The sequence below is a fragment of the Desemzia sp. FAM 23990 genome, assembly GCF_045528485.1.
Lineage (GTDB): Bacteria > Bacillota > Bacilli > Lactobacillales > Carnobacteriaceae > Desemzia.
In genome coordinates, this window is record NZ_JBGQQW010000078.1 from 1 (window position 1) to 378 (window position 378).

At 40.2% G+C, this 378-nt stretch carries 1 pseudogene; it reads right to left on the reverse strand.

Features of this window, described 5'->3' with window-relative positions:
* A pseudogene (locus ACEN4I_RS13530) lies at positions 1-378 on the reverse strand (ISNCY family transposase); the annotation flags it as partial.

Below are 378 nucleotides of genomic sequence, written 5' to 3' on the forward strand. Positions count from 1 at the left end.
TTCCGACACTGCGAAGATATCTTTTGAAAGATTCTAGTTTCCACGGGTGAGATTGTGGGGGAATATACTGGCGTCTTTCTTTTTTTTGCTCTGGAATCGGATCAAACTCTTGTGAGTAGTAGTCATGCTCTTTCAGTCTCCTTGTGGTGTATATTTTTTCAGCTATATTTACATAGATATCTCCGTTAAACGCTTCGATAACCAGCGCCTTTGATCTTCGCGTGAAGTAGTGCTCTTCACTGCCTTCCGTAGGCAGGTAATGGTTATTTTGATACCGAATATGATGCCCACTATCCACTTTTCTATTCGCTACTCGTGCTAATAATAAATTGATTTCTGATTTAGTTGGTGCGTTTTCATAGATGGATTCCTTCGTCT